Here is a 22341-nt window from a genome sequence, read left to right on the forward strand (position 1 = left end):
ATGCCGTCACTAGCTACGTTTGCGTGCGATTGTTCGTGGATGACCGCTATTTAACTGGCGCTGCCGACACCAGCTTTCAACCAGTCTATCCATATGTTCAGCTGGAATTGCAATGGTCACCCAGGTTCCCTCGTCTCCTGTTTCAATAATAAACTCTGGCGGGTCTTGCAAATCAATATACGCCAGCTCTTCTTTCCCAGCAGACAAGTCTGTCGACTTCATATAACTGATGATGGCTTTCATCTGACATCGTTCAACATCATCCATAGATTTCCCTAATAGTACCGTCTCTTGAACGGGCGTTGATTGATATTCAACCATCATATTGCGCCAAGCGCAATTTATCTATTACTTTTTTGTAAAACTCGCCTTGTGTAGCCTTTCTTAACAACCGACAATCGCTTGATGAAAATCGGCAACATACTGAGAAAAAGAAGAAAAATGCTAGGCAAGACCCTGGAGGATATTGCCTATGCTGCAGAAACGGATGCCGGCAATCTATCCCGAATAGAGCGGAACGAACAACGGCCATCGTTGGAACTGTTAGAGGCGATAAGTAAAGCGCTCTTGATTCAACTATCAGAGCTCTATCGCATGGCAGAAGAGCAAGAGTACCTCACTCGGGAAACAGCAAGCCCTTATACCGCTATTGAGGCAGATCCTCAACTTGATCAACTGCTTCGTCATTACCACCAACTGAATGCTGAAGGACGTTTTCTGGCTTGCAATCTGCTGGCAACCCTTCGCAAAACACACGCAATCAACAAAGCATCCGAAGATGGAGCGGATCAAAAGCCTGTTGTTTGATCTGCATCAAAAACGACTTTACGAAAAACCACACCATTTGCAAAGCTTGATCCAGGTCAGTTTTTGCCCAGCCACTTGCTTCTACACTGAATGCAGTTATCAGACAGGAGGAGCATCCCATGAACCTGTGGCAAGAGTTTATATCCGATCCGGTGATCTTTATTTCCTTTACTGGCCTCGCCATTGTGATTGGCCTCTGCATTTTTTACGCAGTGTACTTTTTGTATAAAATTGGCCATGACGAGCAGCAAGCCAAGTAAGCATAAAGCAGCACAGCCGTAAGCTTGCGCTTGCGGCCTGTCGCTTTTAACAAAGTAGCGCCAACCGCCAACTACCGCATCGCGCAGTTTTTTTGACGTCCCCCCCTTGCCTTTTTTCGGCACAACCGCCATCTTAGGATCTACCCTTAGCTATTTTGCGAAGCATTGATGCAGTTGATCCGTTCGCTTTGGTTGTTGTTGCTGGTCACTGGCTTTAGCCAGTCGCAACCTTATGCCAGCAGCGAAGCCTCCCTGCTGCCATTGCAGGACTGCAGCGCTGCATTATTGCAGCACAACAGCGACTGGCTGCAGCACGCCGACTCGCACGATGACCATGACGCTGCAACCCTAAACGTCACGCCATCGTTGTTGGCATGCTTGCAACAAACGGCGAACCATACCAATACTGTTGAGCTGGCTGCCACACGCAATCCTAACCCTGCCAGAGCCCCACCGGTTTTATCCTGCTAACACAACAGTCATTTTTTTGCTCCGACCAAGGAGCCTAACTGCTTTGTTGCATCAGCCGAAACGGTTGCTGCGGAGGATTGACCATGAAACACCTGACCCTTTACCCACTGGATGCCAACGATCATCTGGTACAACCCAATGAATGTAATTCGCACGAACTGAATACACCGGCCATCAGCTGGCTCACCGATTTTCAGCAGCACCAGCCTAGTTTGCTGGAAGCCGATACCCTGGCCACCGATGCGCTAATGATGCTGGAACGCGAGCACAGCCATCTGAAACTGGTGGTAGATGCAGATGAGGAGTTGGTTGGACTGATTAGCCCACAGCAATTATCGGCACAAAGCATTATGCGCCGGGTGGTGATGGGCGATGCACGGGATGAGATCACCGTGCGTGATCTGATGCTGCCACGCACCAAATTAAAAGCCCTGGCCTATCAGGATGTAGCACACAGTAAGATAGGGGATGTACTGCATACCTTGCAACGGGAGGGAGAAGCATTTTGTTTGGTGCTGGAGCGCGACAGTCATCAGATCCGCGGCGTACTGAGCAGTGAGGTGATTGCAAAGCGCCTGCAGCTACCACTTGAAGTCACCCCTGCGCCCACTTTTTTGCAATTGTTCGATTCGGTGCTGGCCTGAAGGCCTGCCTATCGGTTGCCTGCTGCAGACCCGCTCACGCGGGCCTGCGTTTGGCACTGTACCCGTTAATTGCCAGCCAGCTGCATCGACTCTATCAACACCGAGCCGGTTTGCACGCCGCCGCGCACATCCACATCCTTGCCGATGGCGATAATGCGCTGGAACATCTCGGTCAGGTTACCGGCAATGGTCACTTCAGCCACCGGGAACTGGATTTCACCGTTTTCGACCCAGAAACCTGCGGCACCGCGCGAGTAATCACCGGTAACGGTGTTCACTCCCTGGCCCATCAGTTCGGTCACCAACAGGCCCCGGCCCATTTGCTGACAAAGGGCCGCTAAATCCTGCTCGCCATGCTGTACCAGCCAGTTGTGAATACCGCCGGCATGGCCGGTACTGGCAAGGCCCAGTTTGCGGGCCGAGTAACTGGTCAGCAACCAGCTGGTCAGTACGCCCTGCTCAATCACGGCTAAGTCGCGGGTTTTCACCCCTTCCGCATCAAAAGGACTGGATGCCAGCCCTTGCAGCAGATGAGGCCGCTCAATGATGTTCAGATGCTCCGGGAAAATACGCTGGCCTAACTTATCCAGCAAAAAACTGGACTGGCGGTAGATGCTGCCACCACTGATGGCACTGACCAGATGGCCAAACAAGCTGCTGGCAATATCCGCGCGGAAAATCACCGGTACCTTCTCGGTAGGTACCTGGCGCGCATCCAACCGCGCAATGGTCTCTGCTGCCGCCTCACGGCCCACCTGCTCCGGGCTGAGCAATTTGGCAAAGTCACGGTGCACGCTGTAGCTGTAATCACGCTGCATGTCCTGCTCGGTTTTACCGATCATCACACAGCTGATGCTGTGCCGGCTGCTGGGGTACCCTACCAGTTGGCCATGGCTGTTGCCATAGACTTTGATGCCCTGATGCGATGAAAACGACGCCCCTTCGGAATTAACAATACGGCTATCGTAATCAAATGCCGCTTGCTCAGCGCGAGCACAGCTGGCAATGGCGTCGCTGGTATCCACCTGGTGCGGGTGAAACAAATCCAGCTCTGGCGGGTTAAACTCCAGCCAGGCAGCTTCGGCGACACCGGCGCAGGGATCTTCCGAGGTATAGCGGGCAATATCGACCGCGGCTTCAACCGCACGCTTCAGCGCTTGCGGGCTGAGATCAGCAGTAGACGCCGAACCTTTGCGCTGACCAAAGTACAAACTGATACCAAGGCCACCATCCTGATTAAACTCCAGTGTTTCCACCTCGCCATGGCGCGTTTCGACACTCAGGCCGCGGGTACGGCTCATCGACGCCTCAGCGCTGCTGGCGCCCAGCTGTTTGGCATGCGCCAGAACCTGGCTGACCGCTTCTTTAACTTCCGCAATTTCCTGCTGGATATCTTGCTGTATGTGCTGCTGTGATGCTTGCATAGCCCCTCGTTATTGCAATAAAGAGCAGGCTCGTTGCAAGGCGCTGCTCTTTCCCACCGCGATACGTTATAATGATGGCATATAGTGTACTCAGATAAGTGACAAGATGACAGAATTTCTCCACGGCGACTGGGATGAAGACGAAGAACTAAAGAGCAAGAGCCAGGTAAAGCGCGAAATGGAAGCCTTGCAAAAACTGGGCGAAGAGCTGGTAGCACTGGCACCGGCCTCCCGTGCCAAAGTTCCGATGGACGACGAATTGAAAGATGCTTTGCTGCTGGCCGACAAGCTATCCAGCAAGCGCGAAGCGCTGCGTCGCCATATCCAGTTTATTGGCCGTTTAATGCGCAGCCGGGATATCGAACCGATTGAGCAGGCGCTGGCGCTGATCCGCAATACCAACCAGGCGGCTACCCGCAAGTTTCATCTGGTGGAACAATGGCGCGATCGCCTGCTGGCAGAAAAAGATGCCGTCACCGCCTTTGTTGCCGAGTACCCGGAGGTAGACGTGCAGCAGCTGCGTCAGCTGATCCGTCAGGCGCAAAAAGAGCAACAGAAACAGCAGCCACCGAAAGCCTTTCGTGAACTGTTTCAATTGATCCGGCCCTGGGTGGTGGAGGCGGAGTAACCCAACCTTCGCCCTTTGAAAAGCCATAGTCGGCAGCACTAAATTCAGTTACCATTCGGCGTACTTATGGTAAATGGAACACTGCCGTATGGCTAGCAGCTCATCCGACGCAACGCCTTTTCAGAATGCACCGCTGCCACCCAGCCTGTTGCCAGAGCTGCAACAACTGACATGGCAGCCGCTGTCGCCCCGTTACAACCGATTGGCCTTTTGGCTCAATAGCTGCGTAACATTCCTGCTGGTGCTATTGTCGCTGACCTACTGGCTGCAACCGTTCTGGCAACCGGATGAGTCGAATCATAAGCTGCTGCTGGGTTTTGCCGGCCTGTTGGTTGCCGCCAGTCTATGGAAAACTCTGTACTGTTTGCTGGCCTATCCGCGTAAGCGCTATGCTCTACGCGAACACGATATCAGTTTTCACAGTGGCTTGCTGTTTGAGAAAAGCGTCACCCAGCCGATTTTGCGTATTCAGCACATCGAACTCAAGCGCGGTCCGATTGAACGACGGGCTGGCCTTGCCACCTTGCAGGTATTTAGTGCCGGTGGCGCCATGCATACCTTCGAAATCCCCGGCTTGCCGCTGATTGAAGCCAAGAAGATCCGTCAATTTATCCTGCAGCATAAGGATAACCGCCAGCATGACTGAACCACACGCCAGTGCGACCACCACCCCGGTTTTACGGTCGCTGACTCACTGGCAACGAGTATCACCCATTGCCCTGCTGTACTTTGCGCTGCGGCTGCTCAAAGCTGTCTTTGGCAATCTTGCTTATTTAGCACCAACTTTGCTGGTGTTTTATCAGGGCATCAAGCGCCAGCCCGGCTATTTTGCCCTCGGCCTTCTGGCACTGATTGGCCTGTTGCTGTTGATTGCTTTGCTGCGCTACCTAGCCTTTCGTTTTCGGGTGCATGGTAATACGGTGGAGATCCGCTCCGGTGTACTCAGAAAAACCCAGCTCAATTTGCCCTTTAGCCGCATTCAGAATGTGCGCTTGCTGCAACCTCTGTACTACCGCCCAACCGGCCATCTGTGCCTGCAACTCGATACCGCCGGCTCCAGGCAACAGGAAGCTCAATTGGCGGCTTTACCCAAAGCACTGGCTACTGAGTTGCAACAAGCGATTTATACCAGCCAGCGACAGCAGGAAGTTCACCAGGCGCAAGCACCAGCAGAGCCAGCCCCGGCCGCCGAAACCAGCATGGTCACAAAGAGTCCGGTAGCGGCCCCCACTCAGGACGAACAGCTGCTATGTCAGCGTTCGGTCGGCGATCTGGTGCTGTACGGTATCAGCAATAACCGGGTACTGCTGGCACTTGGCCTGGCGGCCCCTTTTTACAACCGACTTAGCAACCTGGCAGGCGACTTGTTGCAACGGTTCGGGCTGGATATCGCCCACTGGTTTAATCCGGAGCAGCAATCCTGGTTTTGGCTGGGACTGGCAGTGCTCACCTTAACCCTGATGATCATGCTGTTGATCACCTTGTTTTCGATTGCAGCGGCAGTACTGAGTTACTATGGTTTTACCCTGACGCGCAGCGAAAAGCGCTATATCCGGCGTAGCGGCCTTTTTACCCGCCATGAAATCAGCATGCGCCCCTCGCGTTTGCAGTGGCTGCAGTTGCAACAAGACTGGCTGGATAAACTCTTTGGCCGCTGCAATCTGCACTACGAACAGGTGCAATCCATGCCCATGGCTGCGGCGCAGGGACATGCCGGTCACGGCAAAATCATGGTACCCGCATTGCAGCCAGAGCAAGCCGGAGCTCTGATGACGGAGGCCATGCCCGACCAAAACGTCAGTGGCACCGCCTTTTCAGCAGTGAACTGGCGCTTTTTACTGCCCTCACTGTTGCTGTTCTGGTTGCCGGCACTGGTCTTCAGCCAATGGGCATTGCGCCCGGACGATGCGCTGCTGGCCAATCTGTTACTGCCACTATTTGCGCTGTTGCTGGGGCTTTTACTGCTGCGCTGGCACCGCTTTGGCTATGCAGTGGATGAGCACTACTTCTACCTGCGCCGCGGTGTGATCGGGGTGGATTATTACTGCCTGCCACTGTACAAACTGCAGCAATTAAGCCGCCAACAACACTGGCTGATGCGTCGCGCCGGTTTGATGCACCTGCAACTGGTGTTTGCTTCCGGCAGCCTGACCGTGCCCTATATGCCCGCACCGGACGCCGATAAAATCGCAAATACCTTCCTCTACCACAGCCAAAGCAGTGGTAAGGGTTGGATGTAAGGCGCTGCATCTACAGAGTATAACAAAGCGGGAATGCTCAGCGCGGTGTGACCCGCATAATACCGCCCCGCCATAACCCAAGATAAAGCACAGTGGCATCTTGCTCTTGTACCAGCAGCATACTACGCACACCGCCATAGAAGCTCGCCGCGGCCGGGTACTGATAACGTTGCCATTTGGCACCGCCATCGTACGACCACTCCAAAATAAGCGGCTGAGGCTCATCAAACTTTTTATCCCAGCCTGCCGTAAAGAGTCGCTGCGGGTCAGCAGGATCAATCGCCAGATCGTAATAAAAGCGGTAATCGACATCGCCGAGCAGATTGTGCCAGTGATTGCCATAATCGGTCGATTTTACGATACCGCCTTCGCCACTGATGTACAGCGTATCGGCATCATTGGGTACAAAACGGATACCGTAGACGACTGCAGGAGCTGGAAATAATGTCGGGTAGATGGTGGCCTCAGAGCCATCAAGCGGTACCTGAAAAAGCACAGGGTTTTCCATGGCACCCTGGCCGCCGTACCAGAGTTCGTTGTGCTGCGCATGATAAGCCAAGGCCGACTTAGGTTGACCAAAACCGCCCCAAAAACCATGGATGATTTGCCAGCTCAGGCCAAAGTCATCCGAATAGGCCAGTACCTCTATCCCGGAAGCATACAAACGGCTCTTTTCTGCATCATAAAGCAAGCCGTATATGCCTTCTTCCTCCCCGGCAAAACCAAACTGGTGTTTGACTTCCAGCCAATCGCCGCCGGCATTGTAGCTTTCGAATAACAGATAGTGGAAATAGCCGTCGTCATCCTGCCGGTAGCTGCTGGCCATAAAGTGCTGCTCGGTAATGGCAACCACATCGAACAGGGAGTAACCCGCCAAACCGGCTTGCTGCCAACTGCCATCGCCATGACTAAGGTAAAGTCCATCGCTGGTGGCAGCTAATAGCCAGTCCTGTTGCTGATAGAGGCGATTGACCGTGATGCCGGTTAACCCCTGATGCTGAAAGGTAAAAGGTGCTTCCTGGGGCGGGGAAATCTCCGCATCCGGATCCGAACCACAAGCAGATAGCAGCAGAATAAAGCCCAAGCATGGAAAAAAAGTACGCCACATGATGTTTCTCCGAATCACCTCGTTGCCGGATCACACTATCCTACCTTGCAGGATTAGACTGTAATTAATTGTGATGTCTACCGTTGCATCTTTAGTACACAAACAGAGGCTTTACAGCATCAGCAAGAGCCGGGGCTTTTAAGCTAAGCTGCAAGTGGTGTTTTTCTCGGTAACTTGCACAACAAAAGTCCAACACAGGACAGCTGCAACTGCAGAGCGACTCAATATTAACATTGGTTTCTCTACGTTATAATCCCGCGCCTGCCGTATTGCGAGTTTAGTACCATGAGTTACAACCTGTTTATTGCACTTACCCTGTTTGCTTTTAGTACAGCTCCTGCACTGGCCGATGAACGGGTTCGTTGCGGCAAAAGCACCCTCTGCTCGGTGGAAAACGCCAGGGCGCCCTTTGTGCTGCGCAACCTGCCGATGCCTGATGGTATTCAGGCCAGCCGCTTACCGGTTCTGATAAACACTTTCTCTGATGATCGGATAGTTGACGTTGCCTTTACCGCTGAGCTGCTGATGTCATTGCAGCAGATGACAGAACGATGGCTGCAGCAGCATACCGATCTTGCGGTGCTGCCGCCCCCTGCGGTGCATAATCAGCATTACCCAGGCCTAAAGCTGTCTCATAATGCCGAAAAGCAGCACAACTATCTGTTGGCCTGGGGGGCAAGTACCGCTTTTGCTGAGGCAATGAAGCAACCACAGTACCAGGCGACAGACAGTCTGTTGCTACTTTTTATTGGCCGCAATACCCTGGTTCCCCGAGGCAGCATACCGCCCTACCTGACACAAAGCAGTTGGCAGGGGCGGGGCGAAAAAGCCAGACTGGGGACTGAGTTTTTTGAATCGCTGGCTTACCAGGCGGTGCTGATTGACCGACAAGGGGAAGTGATTGCCGCTGCAACGGAAGGCTTTCAGGCCGGGACCAGCTATTACGATGACGGCTTGTTCTGGTCATCATTAACCCGCAGTGATCGCAGGATATGGTATCAACTGAATGCAGGTGATATCCGCCAAAGCATTACTGAGTGTGAGCACAATGCAGCCTGCCCTGCCTTTCAGGCGTTGTTTCAGCTATTTGCCAACTTACAATTGACCATCAAAGGGATGCACTAATGGCCCATACAATTCGATGCAACCTTCTGATACTGCTCTTCACTGCAAGCCTTGCAGCCTGCAGCACGATAGATTTTAACCACTACAACTGGGATGAAGATCCAAACGGCTGGCTAGACAAATATCGGGTATACCGTGCCCTGCAAAGCGATGAAAGCGCACCACATTGGATCATGACCACAAACCAGCTGACACATGTCGGCCTGTTGCCTGTATCTTTGGATCCACGGCTGATCGACAGTCACCCAACCACCCGCATCTTTCAAAGAAAAGACAACAAAAAATACCGCGGCACAACCTTATACAAAGCTTCATCTTCTTATGGGGCTGTTGTGAATGCATCCCTACTGACGCAGCTTCAATCGCAGATAACGACTGAGCTGCACTCGACCTTGGCTAAGGCGCCACAGTTGAACAACCAATTGCCATGGGATCGTGAGCACAAGCCAGATATTTTTTGGGCACCATCGAGCAGTTTCGTTTTATTCATGGTGCTACTCGCTACAACTATCTGGATTGTGCTTTTCCAACCCCAGAGCCATGCACGCTGAAACCAATGCCCGTTAGTTGGGCATGGGACGCTTCTTCGGCCTGGCAACTCGAAGGGTACCTAACTGCTCAGGCCACAGATGACTCCCGCTATCTATTGGTCATGAACTGGAATCCACAAAGCTCAATCTTCGAGCGCGAAGATCGTTTTAACCTTGATATCAAACCCACCCGCCGTTTACTGGGTGCACTTTCGGATGAGCTGGGCGTCAGCCATTGGCTGATGCTGCAGTTAAGTGTCGCCGATTTTGATCAGTGGCTGGAAGCGGATGCCCATGGGGATTACCAGCACGATTTTGTGCTGCAGGCCCTGCTACTGGATACCGCTGGAAGGGTGCAGCAAGCCAAAATCAGCCCCTTTACCCTGCGCTGGAATGCTGCTTCCCTGCTGTTGTCTGAAGATGAGCTGGCAAAGCTGCAGCACAGCTGGCTGCCGGCGCTGCAACAGGTGCTGCACGCTTTTGGCCTGCAGTCACAGCAGCATGAAGGCACTTAGGAATAGCAGCTAGAAAAGGTCGCTGTGGGAACCAATGCGTGCAAGTTGCAAAGTCTCATTGGTTATTCTGTAGATTAACACCAGATCGGGTTTAATGTGGCAATCACGAAACCCCAGCCAATTGCCCGTGAGTGGATGATCGACATTTTTGGCAGCTAGAGTTTCACCCCGTTGCAGTTTTGAGATGATGTTGCCCACTTCCACTATGACAGGGATAGGCATTTTGGCAATTTTTTTAAAGTCTTTTTTGAATTGAGTAGAGTATTCAAGACTGAGCATTGCGAACTTTGCCCTCGGTCAACTCATTGAGCATCTGATCAATGGATTGACTGCGGTTGCCTTTCCCTTCAGCAAGTTCATGAATTGCAGCAGCAGTCGTTGCATTCGGCTGAGGCACCTTCAGCTCAAAGGGAATGCCTCCGTGGTTAATAACGGCACGTGCAAAGAGCTTAAGTGCTTGCGATGGGCTTAAACCAACTTCATCACAAATTGTAGTAAACGCGACTTTGGTGTCATGATCAATGCGCGTACTGAGCATTTCGCTTTTCATACGACCCCCACCCCATAATGTGTTGCAATGTATAACATTGTATCACACTGCCTGAAGAATGCACAAAAGTACTCTTTAAGGCCTTTGATTTTGGGTCACTGAATGCGCGGAAACAATAAAGGCCCATTCAAGGGCCTTTGGGGAGTATGGCAGCATGGCTTAGACTTTACGCAGCCAGCCGTGCTTGTCTTCCGCTTTGCCCCACTGAATAGCATTCAGTGCCTGGCGCAGCTTCATGGTCACCGGGCCGGCTTCGCCGCTTCCTACCTGGTGCTCCTGGGTACCACGGATCAAGGTGCCCACCGGGGTCAGCACGGCTGCTGTGCCAGACAGCGCGGCTTCGGCGCCTGGCTTGGCCGCGCGTTCCAGCAGCTCTTCCACACTTAGCTCACGCTCTGATACCGTCATGCCCAGATCGCGTGCCAGCGTTAAAATAGAATCGCGGGTTACACCGTGCAGGAAGCTGGTATCCAATGCCTTGGTAATGATTTCATTGCCGTCAATCAGCAGGAAGTTGGCGGCACCGGTTTCCTGCACATCGCCACCCGGGCAGAACAGCACCTGATCGGCCTGCACACTGGCGCGGGCTTTTAAAATGGGCTGCAGCGCGCTGGCGTAGTTACCACCACTTTTCACCATGCCCATATGGGCGGCGCAGCGGGCGCCGTTTTCTTCCAGCAACAAGCGCAATGGCTTGGCACCTCCGGCAAAGTAATCACCAACCGGCGACAGCAATACATACAGCATGGAGGATAAGGTCGGTGCCGCCGCTTTACCGATAGCCGCTTCGGTACCAATATGCGTAGGCCGGATGTACATGGATCCCGGCGGGGCCGGTACTTCGGCGGCAAAGCGCCGCACGATGTCGATGATCATCTGCTCCAGCATCGGTGTCTCAAAGGCTGGCAAAGACAGCAACTGACTGCTTTGTTGCATCCGGGCCACGTTGCGATCCATCCGGAACAGATGAATGGAACCATCTTCATGGCGGAAGGCTTTTAAACCTTCAAAGCAGGTGCTGGCGTAATGCAGCACATGCGCGCCCGGGTGCAGGCTGATGCTGTTGGATGAAACAATCTCTGCGCTGCTCCAGGCGCCATCGCTGAAGCGGGCCACTGCCATTTCTGGCATAAAAACGGTACCAAATGCTGCCATAACTTCTTCCTGTAAGGGTTCGGGTAAAACCCGCTCTATGGCGGGCTTCAACAAGATAAGTGAGTGTACTCAGTCACCGCGGTACTGGCAAACTAATCGCACCAGCAAGCGGAAACTTTACTGGGTTCCGCCCACCGTCATTGCATCCAGTTTCAGGGTAGGCTGACCCACGCCAACCGGGATGCTCTGGCCTTGTTTGCCACAAACACCAACGCCGGTATCCAATGCCAGATCATTGCCCACCATCGACACCTGCTGCATCGCAGCCGGGCCATTGCCTATCAGGGTTGCTCCTTTGATCGGCGCTGTGATCTTGCCATTTTCAATCAGGTAAGCTTCCGATGCCGAGAACACAAACTTGCCGGAAGTAATATCGACCTGACCACCGCCAAAATTCGGTGCATAGATGCCTTTTTTCACGCTGGCGATAATGTCTTCCGGTGCATGGTCGCCGGCCAGCATGTAGGTGTTGGTCATCCGTGGCATCGGTAAGTGAGCAAAGGTCTCACGCCGGCCATTGCCGGTAGGCGCTGTATTCATCAGCATGGCGTTGTGTTTATCCTGCATGTAACCTTTTAATATGCCGTTTTCAATCAGCACATTGTACTGCGATGGGGTGCCCTCATCATCGACATTAAGCGAGCCACGCCGGTGCGCCAGGGTGCCATCATCGACAATGGTGCAGTGTTTGGACGCCACCTGCTCCCCTATGCGGCCACTGAAGGTAGAAGAGCCCTTGCGGTTAAAATCACCCTCTAAGCCATGGCCAACCGCTTCGTGCAGCAGTACGCCGGGCCAGCCAGCGCCCAGCACCACCGGCATGGTGCCAGCCGGTGCATCAATGGCGGTCAAATTCACCTGCGCCATCCGCACTGCTTCGCGGGCATACAGCTGCCAGCGTGGGCCGCCATCCACCTCGGTGGTGAAGTAATCGTAATTGCTGCGGCCACCACCGCCGGCACTGCCGCGCTCGCGGCGCTCACCCTGCTGCAGCAGCACGGAGCAATTGAGCCGGATCAACGGCCGGATATCGGTGGCAAAGGTGCCATCACTGGCCACCACCAGCATTTCTTCGTACACGCCGGATAAACTGACCATCACCTGCTTAACCCGCGTATCCAGTGTGCGAATAAAGGCTTCAATCTGATGCAACAAGGCCACTTTTTCGGTATTGCTCAGGCTTTGCAGTGGCTCACACGGCAGGTAAATCGCCTGATTTTCCCGCCGGCTAAAGGCTTTCACTGTGCCTTGCTGACCATGGCTGGCAATACCCCGGGCAGCAGTGGCGGTTTGCAGCAGCGCATCCTGACTGATGGTATCGGCATAAGCAAAACCGGTTTTCTCGCCACTGATGGCGCGCACACCAACACCTTGCTCAATATTGAAAGAGCCGTCTTTTACCAGACCATCTTCCAGCACCCAGGACTCATGCACGCTGGACTGAAAATACAGATCGGCATAATCCAGTTGATGCTGCAGCAAATAGCCTAAATTCTGTTGCAACTGCTGCTCGGTCAGGTCATGGGCATGCAGCAGGTTTTGTTCGACTCGGTTCATGGTGTCAACTCACAATTAAAACGGTTGTGTTGCCAAAGTGGCATGGCCTGACGCACGGCCGTCAATTCGTTCAGATCAATACGGCTGCTAATCCAGCCTGGCTCAACGCCGGCATCCGCCAGCACCCGGCCGTAGGGATCAATAATCAGGCTATGACCAAAGGTCTCACGGCCATTGGCATGCACACCGGTTTGGTTCGGCGCCACCACAAAGCACTGGGTTTCGATGGCTCTGGCCCGCAGCAAGCTGTGCCAATGGGCAGCACCTGTTACCCTGGTAAACGCTGAGGGTACCGCCAGCACCTGCATGCCTTGCGCTGCCAATTGCTGCATCAGGCTGGGAAAACGCACATCATAACATATCGTCAAACCAAGCTTCAGCCCCTGACAATCGGCTAGCGTGACTTTTTCACCCGCCATGGTACTGTCCGACTCGCGGTAACTACCAGTGCTGTCCGCCACCTCGACATCAAATAAATGCAGTTTCTGATAATCGGCCAGCAAACTGCCATCAGGAGCAAACAGTAAGCTGCTGGCAGAAAAGCGGGCAGGATCGGTACTTAAGGTTGGGAAAGAGCCCAGCAGTAAATAAAGCTGAAACTCACATGCCAGCGCTGACAATTCTCTCTGCCAGGGCCCCTGTCCTAGTGGCTCGCTAAAACCTTGCTGCCAGCCCTCGGGCCCACCGAAAATAAGTGCACACTCTGGCAGCACCACCAGATGATGCGGATGCCTTGGCAGCAAAGCCAGTAACGCACGCAGCCTGGCCAGGTTCTCGGCCGGCTCTGGTGTGCTGCACCACTGCAAGGCCGACAGTTGCCAGTCAGTCACCATGCGGCTGGTCATTATGCAACTCGGATTCATCGCCTGGCTTTGGCTGCGCTACCCGGACAGGCACAGGCACTTCGGTACTATGACGGTTCACCTCGGTCACGATAGGTTCATCAATGGTACCGGTTACCGTGAAATTAACCCGGGAAATCACTTCGGCCGAGGTAAACATTTCATCCAGCGCCAGCGCCGCCAGGCCTGATACCGGGTTGACCATCCAGGCAATAATCACTGGCAAACTGGAGGTCACCTTGGGCACCAAGGTCATTTGGTAATCCAGCTTACGGTTCACCAGGTCCGCATAGCCTTGCATGCTAAGATTGCCTGCCACGCCATCAATGGTGCTGTTGCTGGTTTGCGCCACCCCCTTGTGCAGGCTGATATCCCCCTGCATCCGATTGTAATAGAAGCCTTTGGCAAACACATCACGAAAATCAAGCCGTAGTTTTCGCATCAGAGAGTTCAAGCTAAACAGCGAAAATAAACGGGCACCTTTGTCGCTGACTTCAGACAAAGAGCCTTCGCCCAACAACCAACTGGCGGTTCCCCCCAGACTGGCCAGCTCAAATTGCAGCGGGCTACCCTGCCAGTGCAAGTCGAACAGAATATCTGCCCGGCTGCCGCTGATGGCGCTGCTGAGTTCGTATTCACTGAGCAAGGCCCCAAAGTTCGGGCTGCTCAACTGGCCCTGAAAATGGCTCTGGCCAAGACCATGGTCTGGTTGCCAGTACCCACTTAACTGCAGTTGGTTGCGCTTATAGTCAGCCTGTAAACGTTTGAGCTCAAGGCCCTGCTCAGTATTGGCCAGTTCGGCCTGTACCTGCCCCAGCGCATAGGAGTTATAGCTGCAGTCCTGACAGCGCAGCCGAATGGGAGGCAATTGCTGCAGCCAGGTCATCGGCTGCCGCTCTGCTGCAGGCTGCTGGTCGGTTTGGGGCTGCTCAGTGCTTTGCGCTTTAAGACGCAGATAATCCATCTCTATTTCGATGCCACGCTGATACCAGTCGTGATAAAAACGCCATTGACTGGCCACCTCAGCGCCATTTAGCTGCAACCCCCAGTACTCCTCATTGGGAGTGAGTTCGAACAGGGTCTGATGCAATGCCAACTGGTCGGTCAATTGCATACTGGCCACCCGGCCCCGCACCCGGCTTAAAGCAGGCCAAAGGCGGTGGGTCCCCTGCGTGTCCGCCGTCAGTGGAGGCAGTAACAGCTCAAACCAGGGCATCAACTCGGTTGCCTCCAGCTCAATATCCACCACCAGGCCTGGCTCCAGAGTTCCGTAATGCCGCCCTCCCAGCCGAAGCAATACCTGATCCATTGCACCGCTATCGTGTTGCAAACGGGCCTGAAAATACAGTGGCTTTGAGTACGCTGCTCGGATCAGGCTCTGCTCGGTAGTACCCTGCACCCAGACTTCCAGAGCTGCTTCCTCGCCAGCGGCTTTGGCATAAGGAGCCGGCAATGCCAGTTCGGTCTGGTCAAAATTGGCCTGCAGCTGGGCCTGATAGGCAAAACCATCACCCGGCAATTGCACATCCAGTTGCAGTTGCCAGCCGGCATCCCCACTGGCCAACTCAGGCAGTGTGATGGGCAGTTTACTCAGCAACTGGGCAGCGTCCTGTTGTCCTGCCAATTGCAGTGCCAGCTCGTATTGCTCATTGTCTTGCTGACCCGTCAGTTGCAGTGCAAAAGGCAATCCCAGCCAACTGGCGGCAAGCTCAGTAGCATCAATCCGGTCATTATCAAACTGCAGCTGGCCGCTGATCTGCTCAATTTTTAGTTCGGGAGCCCGCAAATAGGCCTGGTTACCATCAAACCGTACTTTGCCCTGCGCCCGCACACTGGGCTGCTGCAGACCAATAGCAAGCTGCACCGAGCTCTGAACCGGCCCCTGCAGACCAACATAGGCCAATGCTTCACCTACCGAGCCCGCTAGCGGGGATTGCTGCATCAAAGCTTGCACCTCATGCGCCTCGGCCGCGGTTTCAATCGCGATGTATAAGGTGTCCGCCTGAAACAAGTCATCAATCCGGACTTCCACTTGCTCACTGATATGCAGCCCTAACAAATGTGCAGCGCGACTTTCTATCTGCATGCTACTGTTTTCAAACCAGAGTTCGGCAGCAATACCAGTGAGTTCCGGCCAGTCCGGCTGGAATTGCATCCGACCCTGCTCTACCTGACCGGTCGACTGGAACACGCCCTCCTGCTGACGAAATGGAAAGCTGGCCAAAGGCCCATGCCAGAGCGTGGCGGCATGGCGGACTTCGCCCCCTTGCAGGGATTCGGATAAGTAATCGATAATACTTGCAGGCATGTAATGACGCGGGTAAAAGTGCATGGCATTACTGACCGCTACCCCATCGGCTGTTGCCAGTAGAAATAACTCTGGCTGGTCAGAAAAGTTTAGCACCAACTGAGCATCAGCCTGTACCTGCTCATCCTGCATACTCAACTGATGCACCCGGAGCTGCCAGTTATTCCGGCTTTGACGCAACTGCAACCTGGCCTGCAATTGCTGGTAACGCATCGGTTCGCTGAATGCTCCCTGCCAGAGCAACGCACTGTCCTGGCTGTGCAGCTCGAGCTCAGCAAAGCCCGCCGCGGCAACCAGGTGACCGTTCAATTGTTGCACACCCGGAATATCGCCATCAGGCTGACTGTGCAGGTCCACCAGCTCTGCTGTCAGTTGCCAGTCATCAGGTTGCACTTGCCAGGACAACTTTGATACTTGTCCACCTGGCTGCAGTCGTGCCAACATAGCCAGCTCACTGCGCTGTTCTGCTATCAAGGCAATCAGTGGTTGCAGTGCATCCAACTGCAGTTGCTGCAACTGACCAAACACCGCTTGCTGTTTACGGTGTACTTGCAACTCTATCCCGGGGTAGCTCTGTTCAGCATCGCTCAACTGCAATTCAGACGAGAACAGGGACCAGCCACTGCTGTGCGGATACCAAAGCAACTGCCCCTGGCTGAGTTTAAGCCATTGCTGTTGCTGCTGGTCGTGCCATCCCAGCGTATTATCAGCCAAATCCACCTGGATGCGTTGAATCGCACCTTGATCTACCCGACCCCAGGCCTGTAGATTGACGTGGGCGTACTCCAATTCAGCCAGCTCCGGCAAAAATTGGCGAAGCCAGGGCTGAATGTCCAGTTGCTCACTTTGCACATACAATTGACCAAAGGTAGTTTCAAGTCGCTCACCGTGTAGATCCAACACAAAGGACAAGCTGTTACCGGTCACCCCTTCAACCGCAATGCGGCCCTGCCCCTGGTGACGCAACCCTTGATTTCGCCAGCTCAACTCCCGTACAGACAGCCAAATCGGGGCGCTGTGAGCTAACTCCAGCCGGACGCGGCTATCATGGATAATAAATTGCTGTAGCTGCCGGAAAAACAGCTGCTCCAAGGCCTCGGTCAGTGGCTCCTGCCGGTTGTCGTCACCGCCAGCAAGCAGATGATCAGCGACCAAACGCAATTCAACACCAGAGAGTCCAACATGGCTGGAGCGCAGCTGCATACTGCGGATGCTGCGCCAAAAATCCAGCTGAATACTGGCTTTGGCAACGGAAAAGCCCAATTGCTGGCTGTCACTGGCAAACTCCAGTTCATGCAGCAATAAAGCCGGGCCACCCGCTTGCCAGTTGGCACTGAGCTCACCAATGCGCACTTCGGTTCCATACTGACTGGAGAGAAAGGTTTCTATCCCGCTTTTATAATGTGTGGCATAAGGCAGGCTGTAACGCAGGATAGATACCAGCGCCGCCAGCAGCACCAAACTGACAGCCAGCAATAGCCACAGTTTGTGCAAACAAAATAAACAAAGCCGTCCGACTTTTTGCACTAAATCATCACCACATCGAATTGTTCCTGATTGTACAGGGGCTCCAACTGAACACTAATTTGCTTGCCAATAAATACCTGAACTTCCGCCAGATTATGAAACTCATCATTGGTTAAGGCATCCTTCACGGCTGGCGACGCATACACCACAAACTCATCAGCATCGTAAGCCCGATTCACCCGTACAATTTCCCGCAGCACCTCAAAGCAGACAGTTTCTACCGTCTTCAAACTGCCACGGCCCTTACATACTGGACAATCGGAACAGAGAATATGTTCCAGACTTTCTCGGGTTCTTTTGCGCGTCATCTCCACCAGCCCCAAGGCAGAGAAGCCATGAATATTGGTTTTAGCCCGGTCACGGCTTAGCGCCACTTCCAGGCTATGCAGCACCCGACGCTGATGTTCTTCATTTTGCATATCGATAAAATCGATAATAATAATGCCCCCCAGGTTGCGTAGCCGCAACTGCCGGGCAATGGCCTGAGTGGCTTCAATATTGGTGTTAAAGATGGTGTCTTCCAGATTGCGATGGCCAACAAAAGCGCCGGTATTCACATCGACCGTGGTCATCGCTTCGGTCTGGTCGATAATGAGGTAACCCCCACTTTTTAGCATCACTTTGCGTTCCAGGGCCCGTTGGGTCTCATTTTCAACATCAAACATATCGAAAATTGGCCGCTCGCCTGGGTAGTACTCTAGCAAAGGGGTCATCTGAGGAATAAACTCATCGGTAAAGGCCAGCAATTCCTGATAAGTCAGCTTGGAGTCAATGCGTATCCGTTCCAGATCGGTGCCAATAAAGTCTCGCAGGATCCGGTAAGATAAATTGAGATCTTCGTACACCCGGCCTTCTTTGCGGGTTTTTTGTTTGCGTTTGCTGATTTTAGCCCAAAGCTTCTTTAAAAAACGCGCATCCTGTTTCAGTTCTTCCTCACCCGCGCCCTCTGCGGCAGTACGGATAATATAGCCACTGTGTTCATCAATAAATTCCGAGACCACGGCTTTTAAGCGTGCCCGCTCTGTTTCACTTTCAATACGTTGCGACACACCAACATGATTGGCATCGGGCATAAACACCAGATAACGTGAAGGCAGGGTAATATCGGTGGTTAAGCGGGCCCCTTTGGTGCCCAAAGGATCTTTCACCACCTGCACCAGCAACAGCTGCCCTTCATGTACCAGGCCGCGTATGTCTTTACTGACTGACGATGGTTCGGCGTCTTCACCCAACTGAGGCTGCACGATATCGGAAGCGTGTAAAAAAGCAGCTTTATCTAAACCAATGGACACAAAGGCGGCTTGCATCCCCGGCAACACCCGGCTGACCTTGCCAACGTAAATATTGCCCACTAAGCCCCGCTTGGCCTGACGTTCAATATGGACTTCCTGCAACACCCCATTTTCAATCAGCGCCACCCGGGTCTCACTGGGCGTCACATTCAGCAACAGCTCAGAGCTCATAGTGCTTCCTCCATCTGCTGCAGCAACAGGTCCGTTTCGTACAGCGGTAAACCAACTACAGCACTGTAGCTGCCTTCCAGCGACACCACAAAACGACCACCTATCCCTTGAATACCATAGCCACCGGCTTTGTCTGCCGGCTCACCACTGTGCCAGTATTCGCTGATCATCTGCTCAGACAGAACGCAAAAGTGCACCCTGGTACTGACCAGGTGCTGCAACAATTGCCCTTGAAAGACCAGAGCCACAGCGGTATGAACCTGGTGGATGCGACCTGACAGCAGGTGCATCATCCGGCGAAAGTCGTCCTGATCCCGAGGCTTCCCCAGCACTTGATCGTCAATTACGACGATGGTATCGGCACCAAGCACCGGCATCCGTCCCGCGCAGGCAGCAAGGCCAGCTTCCGCTTTGTTACGAGCCAGTCGCTGTACATAGTCCAGTGCCGCCTCATTAGGTAGCAGACATTCATTCACCTCGCCCTTAACCAGTTCAAAGGGCTGTTGCAGTAAGCTTAGCAGCTCACGCCGACGCGGTGAGGCCGAAGCCAATCCAATGGTAGTTTTCATCGATTTGTTCTTAACGTACTTTAAATTGTCGTCGCACCCGGCGCAGCAGCCAGAAAATCCATGGCCATACCAGAGTACCAGTGAGCACCGGCCACAGGTATGCAGGCAGAAAGTAAACGCCGGTCAGAAAGTGGCTTAACCAGAAAATAAGCAAATGGTACAAAGCCAGCAACAAGCCAATCAACAAGGATTGCTGCAGCACGGAAAAATTCCTGATCTTCAGATGGTTTGAGGCCACCACAAAGGCAACCAAAGAGAATGCCAGTGCATTCACCCCTAAAACGGTCCCGACCAGCACATCGACCCAAAAGCCCACCACAAAGGCAGTGCCAATATTAGCCCGAAAGGGTAACGCCAACACCCAGTACAATAACACCAGCAAAGCCCAATCAGGCCGGAATAGCTTGACCATGGCAGGCATGGGCATCACCATTAAGATCAGCGCCAGTAATAAGGATAAATAAATAACACCAATACCCTTGGCTTTTTGCATCAGTCCTCTTCCTCTTGCATTACCTGCTCAACCTGAGGCCAGAGCAACAAGACATAACGAATGCGGTCCAACTGGGCAAAAGGCTCTGCATGGACCTGCATAAACGGCTGACTGACATCACGCTGGATTTGACTAACCCGGGCAACCGGATAGCCTTCCGGGAAGCGACCATCCAGACCCGACGTCACCAAACGATCGCCTTGCTGGATATCAATGCTGTGTGGTAAATGCACCAGGCGAATGCGGTCCCACTGGCCAAGTCCTTCAGCCACGACGCTGACTCCGGTTCGTTCAATGCGCAAAGAAATACCGTGGGTGGTATCGGTAATAAGCAAAGCCCGGCTACTGGTGGGGCCAACACTAACCACCTGCCCCAAAATACCCAACTCATCGATCAATGGCTGGAACTCAGTCACTCCATCGTTGCTGCCTTTGTTCAGTACAATTTGGTGGCTAAATGGGTGACTGTACACGGCCAACACTTCAGCCACCAAGCGCTGCCCTTCGGCCACAGGAGCTGATCCCAATAACTCGCGCAGTTTATTGTTTTCCTGCTGCAAAAACTCCAATCGCTGCAGCTTGCCACTTTGCTGCAACAGCCGCTCCCGCAGTACGTCGTTTTCTGCCAACAAGCGCTGATGCGACATAAATTGTTCAGAAGCACCGGTTAAAATCACCTGAGGCAAGCTTGCGACATAGATCAAAGGACTGGCGGCTGCCGTCAAATAGCTGCGTAACTGGGTGGAACTGTCGGTATAACGGTCGACCACCATAAGGCAGATACTAAGCAACAGCGCAAAAACCAACCGCAGCCGTAAAGAGGGACCTCGTTCAAAAATCGGGTTCATCAGGCAGCCCTAAAAGCATAGAGCTGCCACCACCATTGTGGATTATTCATAACTGAATACATCACCACCGTGCATATCAATCATTTCCAGGGCTTTACCACCACCGCGAGCCACACAGGTTAGCGGCTCATCCGCCACCACCACCGGGATACCGGTCTCTTCCATCAGCAAACGATCCAGATCACGCAGTAAGGCGCCACCACCGGTCAGCACCATACCACGTTCGGAAATATCCGATGCCAGCTCTGGCGGTGATTGCTCCAGCGCCACCATCACCGAGCTGACAATACCCGCTAATGGCTCTTGCAGTGCCTCCAGAATTTCATTGCTGGTCATGGTAAAGCTGCGGGGTACCCCTTCGGCCAAATTACGACCACGCACTTCAATTTCCAGCACGTCATCGCTTGGGTAGGCCGAGCCAATTTCAGTTTTGATGCGCTCTGCGGTGGCTTCGCCGATCAGAATGCCATAATTGCGACGAATGTAATTGATGATGGCATCGTCAAACTTATCGCCACCAATACGCACCGAGGAGGAGTAAACCACGCCATTCAATGAAATAATGGCCACTTCGGTGGTGCCACCGCCAATGTCCACCACCATGGAGCCCGTCGCTTCAGACACCGGCATACCCGCCCCAATAGCAGCGGCCATCGGCTCGTCAATCAGATACACCTCACGAGCACCAGCACCCTGCGCGGATTCACGAATAGCACGGCGCTCAACCTGGGTAGAGCCGCAAGGTACACAAACCAGTACCCGCGGGCTTGGCCGCAGGAAACTGTTGCTGTGTGCTTGCTTGATAAAATGCTGCAGCATTTTTTCGGTGACATAAAAATCAGCAATCACACCATCTTTCATCGGCCGGATGGCTTTGATATTGCCAGGCGTTCGGCCCAACATCCGCTTAGCGGCATGACCGACCGCAGCTACACTCTTAGGGCCACCGGCCCGCTCTTGCCGGATAGCAACCACTGAAGGCTCATTTAACACAATACCTTGATCTTTCACATAAATAAGAGTGTTGGCTGTGCCCAGGTCGATGGATAAGTCGTTGGAGAAGATACCGCGCAGTTTATTAAACATGGAACTGATTGATCCTTATGCTCAGTCAAGCCCGGATGCTGTCAGCCAGAGCCCTAAGGGGCTGCCTGCAGTCTCGGGTGCCAGATAGACAAAAATTCTGTGGTTATTCTATGTAACAATGCCGCAAGAAAACAGCTTTATCCAGCATTTTTACTGAATTCCTTGCAGAAAAGAACAATTCGTTGAATTGA

At 53.4% G+C, this 22341-nt stretch carries 24 protein-coding genes; 10 read left to right on the plus strand and 14 right to left on the minus strand.

Features of this window, described 5'->3' with window-relative positions; all coding sequences use genetic code 11:
- Nucleotides 1–9 precede the first annotated feature (9 nt).
- On the minus strand, nucleotides 10–267 hold the full coding sequence (locus QWF21_RS16750) for a hypothetical protein (protein ID WP_330089202.1): 258 nt from the start codon (nucleotides 265–267) through the stop codon (nucleotides 10–12).
- A 138-nt stretch (nucleotides 268–405) separates the two neighbouring features.
- Here QWF21_RS16750 and QWF21_RS16755 point away from each other — a divergent pair, with 138 nt between their 5' ends.
- From QWF21_RS16755 to QWF21_RS16770, 4 genes are all read left to right on the plus strand, one after another.
- Nucleotides 406–807, plus strand: coding sequence for a helix-turn-helix domain-containing protein (locus QWF21_RS16755; RefSeq protein ID WP_330089203.1), 402 nt, complete (start codon nucleotides 406–408; stop codon nucleotides 805–807).
- A 119-nt stretch (nucleotides 808–926) separates the two neighbouring features.
- A complete protein-coding gene (locus QWF21_RS16760) occupies nucleotides 927–1067 on the plus strand; it encodes a DUF3149 domain-containing protein (RefSeq protein ID WP_330089204.1) in 141 nt (46 codons plus the stop codon).
- Between the two features lie 168 nt (nucleotides 1068–1235).
- Entirely contained in the window at nucleotides 1236–1538 is a 303-nt protein-coding gene (locus QWF21_RS16765) for a hypothetical protein (protein WP_330089205.1), read from the plus strand.
- Between the two features lie 83 nt (nucleotides 1539–1621).
- Complete coding sequence (locus QWF21_RS16770) at nucleotides 1622–2182, plus strand: CBS domain-containing protein (RefSeq protein ID WP_330089206.1); 561 nt, start codon at nucleotides 1622–1624, stop codon at nucleotides 2180–2182.
- A 65-nt stretch (nucleotides 2183–2247) separates the two neighbouring features.
- Here QWF21_RS16770 and pmbA read toward each other — a convergent pair whose 3' ends face one another.
- Entirely contained in the window at nucleotides 2248–3606 is a 1359-nt protein-coding gene (pmbA, locus tag QWF21_RS16775; RefSeq protein ID WP_330089207.1) for a metalloprotease PmbA, read from the minus strand.
- A 106-nt stretch (nucleotides 3607–3712) separates the two neighbouring features.
- Between pmbA and yjgA the strand changes: the two genes are divergently transcribed.
- From yjgA to QWF21_RS16790, 3 genes are all read left to right on the plus strand, one after another.
- Nucleotides 3713–4234 (plus strand): ribosome biogenesis factor YjgA, encoded by a 522-nt coding sequence (gene yjgA, locus QWF21_RS16780; RefSeq protein WP_330089208.1) that lies wholly within the window; start codon nucleotides 3713–3715, stop codon nucleotides 4232–4234.
- A gap of 88 nt (nucleotides 4235–4322) precedes the next feature.
- Nucleotides 4323–4880 (plus strand): PH domain-containing protein, encoded by a 558-nt coding sequence (locus QWF21_RS16785; RefSeq protein WP_330089209.1) that lies wholly within the window; start codon nucleotides 4323–4325, stop codon nucleotides 4878–4880.
- Complete coding sequence (locus QWF21_RS16790; protein ID WP_330089210.1) at nucleotides 4873–6474, plus strand: PH domain-containing protein; 1602 nt, start codon at nucleotides 4873–4875, stop codon at nucleotides 6472–6474. The genes QWF21_RS16785 and QWF21_RS16790 overlap by 8 nt, the downstream gene beginning before the upstream one ends.
- Nucleotides 6475–6511: 37 nt before the next feature.
- Here the strand turns inward: QWF21_RS16790 and QWF21_RS16795 are convergent, their stop codons facing one another.
- Nucleotides 6512–7582 carry a WD40/YVTN/BNR-like repeat-containing protein gene (locus QWF21_RS16795; RefSeq protein ID WP_330089211.1) on the minus strand — a complete coding sequence of 357 codons (1071 nt, stop codon included), beginning with the start codon at nucleotides 7580–7582 and terminating at the stop codon, nucleotides 6512–6514.
- A gap of 285 nt (nucleotides 7583–7867) precedes the next feature.
- Between QWF21_RS16795 and QWF21_RS16800 the strand changes: the two genes are divergently transcribed.
- The 3 genes from QWF21_RS16800 to QWF21_RS16810 are packed head-to-tail and all read left to right on the plus strand — an operon-like array spanning nucleotide 7868 to nucleotide 9752.
- Nucleotides 7868–8707, plus strand: a complete 840-nt coding sequence (locus tag QWF21_RS16800; RefSeq protein ID WP_330089212.1) for a hypothetical protein — start codon at nucleotides 7868–7870, stop codon at nucleotides 8705–8707.
- Nucleotides 8707–9258 carry a hypothetical protein gene (locus QWF21_RS16805; RefSeq protein WP_330089213.1) on the plus strand — a complete coding sequence of 184 codons (552 nt, stop codon included), beginning with the start codon at nucleotides 8707–8709 and terminating at the stop codon, nucleotides 9256–9258. The genes QWF21_RS16800 and QWF21_RS16805 overlap by 1 nt, the downstream gene beginning before the upstream one ends.
- A 5-nt stretch (nucleotides 9259–9263) precedes the next feature.
- Nucleotides 9264–9752 (plus strand): hypothetical protein, encoded by a 489-nt coding sequence (locus QWF21_RS16810; RefSeq protein ID WP_330089214.1) that lies wholly within the window; start codon nucleotides 9264–9266, stop codon nucleotides 9750–9752.
- 9 nt (nucleotides 9753–9761) lie between these two features.
- Here the strand turns inward: QWF21_RS16810 and QWF21_RS16815 are convergent, their stop codons facing one another.
- The 11 genes from QWF21_RS16815 to QWF21_RS16865 form a co-directional block, all read right to left on the minus strand.
- Entirely contained in the window at nucleotides 9762–10031 is a 270-nt protein-coding gene (locus QWF21_RS16815; RefSeq protein WP_330089215.1) for a type II toxin-antitoxin system YafQ family toxin, read from the minus strand.
- Nucleotides 10018–10302: a type II toxin-antitoxin system RelB/DinJ family antitoxin gene (locus tag QWF21_RS16820; protein ID WP_330089216.1), complete on the minus strand. Its 285-nt coding sequence runs from the start codon at nucleotides 10300–10302 to the stop codon at nucleotides 10018–10020. The genes QWF21_RS16815 and QWF21_RS16820 overlap by 14 nt, the downstream gene beginning before the upstream one ends.
- A gap of 159 nt (nucleotides 10303–10461) precedes the next feature.
- A complete protein-coding gene (locus QWF21_RS16825) occupies nucleotides 10462–11457 on the minus strand; it encodes a branched-chain amino acid aminotransferase (RefSeq protein WP_330089217.1) in 996 nt (331 codons plus the stop codon).
- A gap of 117 nt (nucleotides 11458–11574) precedes the next feature.
- Nucleotides 11575–13014, minus strand: a complete 1440-nt coding sequence (tldD, locus tag QWF21_RS16830) for a metalloprotease TldD (RefSeq protein ID WP_330089218.1) — start codon at nucleotides 13012–13014, stop codon at nucleotides 11575–11577.
- Nucleotides 13011–13859, minus strand: a complete 849-nt coding sequence (locus QWF21_RS16835) for a carbon-nitrogen hydrolase family protein (RefSeq protein ID WP_330089219.1) — start codon at nucleotides 13857–13859, stop codon at nucleotides 13011–13013. Before QWF21_RS16835 ends, tldD begins: the two co-directional genes overlap by 4 nt.
- Complete coding sequence (locus QWF21_RS16840) at nucleotides 13837–17691, minus strand: YhdP family protein (protein ID WP_330089220.1); 3855 nt, start codon at nucleotides 17689–17691, stop codon at nucleotides 13837–13839. Before QWF21_RS16840 ends, QWF21_RS16835 begins: the two co-directional genes overlap by 23 nt.
- Nucleotides 17691–19154, minus strand: a complete 1464-nt coding sequence (rng, locus tag QWF21_RS16845; RefSeq protein ID WP_330089221.1) for a ribonuclease G — start codon at nucleotides 19152–19154, stop codon at nucleotides 17691–17693. Before rng ends, QWF21_RS16840 begins: the two co-directional genes overlap by 1 nt.
- Entirely contained in the window at nucleotides 19151–19723 is a 573-nt protein-coding gene (locus tag QWF21_RS16850) for a Maf family protein (protein WP_330089222.1), read from the minus strand. Before QWF21_RS16850 ends, rng begins: the two co-directional genes overlap by 4 nt.
- 10 nt (nucleotides 19724–19733) lie before the next feature.
- The gene (gene mreD / locus QWF21_RS16855; RefSeq protein WP_330089223.1) at nucleotides 19734–20216 is read right to left on the minus strand and encodes a rod shape-determining protein MreD; all 483 of its coding nucleotides are present in this window, start codon (nucleotides 20214–20216) and stop codon (nucleotides 19734–19736) included.
- On the minus strand, nucleotides 20216–21064 hold the full coding sequence (mreC, locus tag QWF21_RS16860; protein ID WP_330089224.1) for a rod shape-determining protein MreC: 849 nt from the start codon (nucleotides 21062–21064) through the stop codon (nucleotides 20216–20218). Before mreC ends, mreD begins: the two co-directional genes overlap by 1 nt.
- Before the next feature lie 42 nt (nucleotides 21065–21106).
- A complete protein-coding gene (locus QWF21_RS16865; protein WP_091345165.1) occupies nucleotides 21107–22150 on the minus strand; it encodes a rod shape-determining protein in 1044 nt (347 codons plus the stop codon).
- Nucleotides 22151–22341: the final 191 nt, after the last annotated feature.

This window comes from Alkalimonas mucilaginosa, from assembly GCF_036327005.1.
Lineage (GTDB): Bacteria > Pseudomonadota > Gammaproteobacteria > Enterobacterales > Alteromonadaceae > Alkalimonas > Alkalimonas mucilaginosa.